This window comes from Flavobacterium sp., from assembly GCF_049318185.1.
GTDB lineage: Bacteria > Bacteroidota > Bacteroidia > Flavobacteriales > Flavobacteriaceae > Flavobacterium.
In genome coordinates this window covers 1-2239 of sequence record NZ_JBMOGV010000207.1, presented here as the reverse complement: position 1 = coordinate 2239, position 2239 = coordinate 1, and the positions used below count along the sequence as shown (strand labels likewise).

Genomic DNA, 2239 nt, shown 5'->3' with positions numbered 1-2239 from the left:
ATAGTCAGTAAAGGCGCAAAAATTAATATTAGTAAAATTACAACAATTGCTACCAATATAGTAAATACACTATTATTTGTTTTCGTCATCATTTTCATTATCCCATTCTTCTTGTTCAGCTAACCAATCTGCCTGTCTTTCACGTAAATTCCAATATTCAACAATTTCTTCACTAATCACATCCAATGAATCTGGATCTTCTAAATCATATTCGTTATAGTCATCAAAGCCATCAACAAACCGACCAACAAAGCTCATGCCTTCTTCAAGGTAATGTGCATCAATGAAAAAACCTTCTTCCGTCATTTTTTCATACAATACAGTTGGCGGTCCCCATGGTGAATCAAACCAAAATCGAATTGTGTTTTCTTCACGTTGCCAATCTTGAGCATCACAGTTCCATTTGCAACCCCAGTTGTCAATTGACCATTGATACCACTTTTCACCTTCATTATATTCAGGTGGAATTGGTAAAAAGAAATTAAACCATTCTTTACCTTTGTTATCATCCAGATATTGCTCAAAGGCATCAATCTGTTCATCGTCACCACTAATCTCAATCGCATTATTACACCAATTTGGCATTTCAAAGTCCTTTTTTCAGTTCTATGTTGTGGATTGTAACATTTTCTTTAGCCTTTGTGAGGTAATTATTGAACCACTTGTCGGATTGTGTTGTTTTTCTGAGAATACAACCGAATAATTCAGTACCATACAAATTTTCTACATATGCCACAGGGTCGGCAAAGATTGCCTCAAAGGTTTCATCAAATTCTACAAATCCTTCTTCATTTGGCTTGAAAAAAGCAATATGGTACTTGTCACCATATGCTGTATTTTCAACTTTTTCAGCATTTTTCAGTTTTTCTTCATTATAATCGAAAAAAGACAGCTCTAATTCGCCGTCTTCAGCGTTAGGAGTAAAGAAAAACCCGTCATACGTCATTGATTGCATTAGCTAAGTCCTTTTTTTGTTGTTTTTTACGATTATAAAGCTTTTTGCTCAAGACAATCCGCTCACGGTACTTGGGACTACGTAAGTCCTTCTGTAGTAAGTTACGATTTGCGTTGACTTCGCTCGAATTTTTCATTTTCCTTGCTCAATATTTTAAAAATTTTAGCCGATAAGAACTTTTCTTTCGACCATGCATCATGTTCCCATGGGTGATCGTAATAATTCACTTTGCTACGAACATATCTTTTACCCATCCAAAAGGTTTGACGACCTATTCGCTTTAATTGACCTTTTGCAAACTGTTTAATATGCACCATTTCATGGGCTATTACTTCAATTAGCTTTTCACAATCAATCCTTGAACTCAAAACCATAGTGTATAATTTATCTGTAATTGGTGAAGCCATGCCATTGGCACCTTCCACTTGCACAATGTCCTTACTAGAGAACACAATTAAAGTAAAATCATTTTTATCAATTTTTAATTCTTTTGCAAATAATTTAATACAGGCCTCTATTAACATTTTGCGGTCACTTTGCCGCATTTCCATACAGAGGTTCATATTTAAATCCTAAATTTTTGTAAAACTGTACTAGCTTCTTTTGTATCTAATATTTCAACATTATCACATTTAAGTAAATACTCTTTTAAGTATATTTCTTCACGGTGTTTTGTGATTAACTCTAAGGCATAATCGATATCATCCGAATCAGCCTGAAGCATCCAATCAGAAAATGCCTCATCGGTTGTATTCAAAATGAAATTAAGGTTGTCTCTATCCCAAGCGTTCATATTGATTTCCTCCATTTAAAAGGTATTTAAGGTTGGTTCCAAATAGGCAATTAACTCACGCTCACGCTGGTGAGCAGGTTTACGACCACGAACTATTTCCAAAACTTCATAGGTAAAAGAAGCATTGGCATTATCACGGATAAACTGGCACATTGACCAATCTTTGTCCTCACGTATAGCACGGCTGACATGTTTTTGCCAACGCACTTTTACAGAGCGAACAAATGCTTGTCCTTGTGCGACCGTTAAACCAATGTAAGAATCGCCAGTGTCTTGGCAGATTACACGATACAAAACGTGGTTGCGGTCAGAGCGCTTTTTTCTATTCATCATTGGTCTATCCTAACACAATAGGCAAAAATGTCAAGAGCCCTGTTGCCAATAAACAACAGCGCATGGATACTAACGATGAAATGTAATACTTTAGTATTACTGGTCGTCCATCTTCTGGTTCATTTCCTCTAGTTCCAGAACAGCCAGAATGCCAGTGG

5 protein-coding genes are annotated in these 2239 nt (G+C 36.0%); all 5 read right to left on the bottom strand.

Annotated features, from left to right (window positions below):
* Positions 1–72: 72 nt before the first annotated feature.
* The 5 genes from ACOYLT_RS11595 to ACOYLT_RS11575 all read right to left on the bottom strand — a co-directional run bounded on the left by ACOYLT_RS11595 (position 73) and on the right by ACOYLT_RS11575 (position 1901).
* Positions 73–585 (bottom strand): hypothetical protein, encoded by a 513-nt coding sequence (locus ACOYLT_RS11595; protein WP_422854001.1) that lies wholly within the window; start codon positions 583–585, stop codon positions 73–75.
* Between the two features lies 1 nt (position 586).
* On the bottom strand, positions 587–955 hold the full coding sequence (locus ACOYLT_RS11590) for a hypothetical protein (RefSeq protein ID WP_422854000.1): 369 nt from the start codon (positions 953–955) through the stop codon (positions 587–589).
* A 101-nt stretch (positions 956–1056) separates the two neighbouring features.
* Positions 1057–1506 carry a hypothetical protein gene (locus ACOYLT_RS11585; protein ID WP_422853999.1) on the bottom strand — a complete coding sequence of 150 codons (450 nt, stop codon included), beginning with the start codon at positions 1504–1506 and terminating at the stop codon, positions 1057–1059.
* 14 nt (positions 1507–1520) lie between these two features.
* Positions 1521–1763 carry a hypothetical protein gene (locus ACOYLT_RS11580; RefSeq protein ID WP_422853998.1) on the bottom strand — a complete coding sequence of 81 codons (243 nt, stop codon included), beginning with the start codon at positions 1761–1763 and terminating at the stop codon, positions 1521–1523.
* On the bottom strand, positions 1764–1901 hold the full coding sequence (locus ACOYLT_RS11575) for a hypothetical protein (RefSeq protein WP_422853997.1): 138 nt from the start codon (positions 1899–1901) through the stop codon (positions 1764–1766).
* Positions 1902–2239 lie beyond the last annotated feature (338 nt).

Excerpts from the sequence above, each read along its gene's own strand:
- ACOYLT_RS11590 (WP_422854000.1), bottom strand. The coding sequence starts at position 955 with ATGCAATCAATGACGTATGACGGGTTTTTCTTTACTCCTAACGCTGAA.
- ACOYLT_RS11580 (WP_422853998.1), bottom strand. The coding sequence starts at position 1,763 with ATGGAGGAAATCAATATGAACGCTTGGGATAGAGACAACCTTAATTTC.
- ACOYLT_RS11575 (WP_422853997.1), bottom strand. The coding sequence starts at position 1,901 with ATGTGCCAGTTTATCCGTGATAATGCCAATGCTTCTTTTACCTATGAA.
- ACOYLT_RS11595 (WP_422854001.1), bottom strand. The coding sequence starts at position 585 with ATGCCAAATTGGTGTAATAATGCGATTGAGATTAGTGGTGACGATGAA.
- ACOYLT_RS11585 (WP_422853999.1), bottom strand. The coding sequence starts at position 1,506 with ATGGAAATGCGGCAAAGTGACCGCAAAATGTTAATAGAGGCCTGTATT.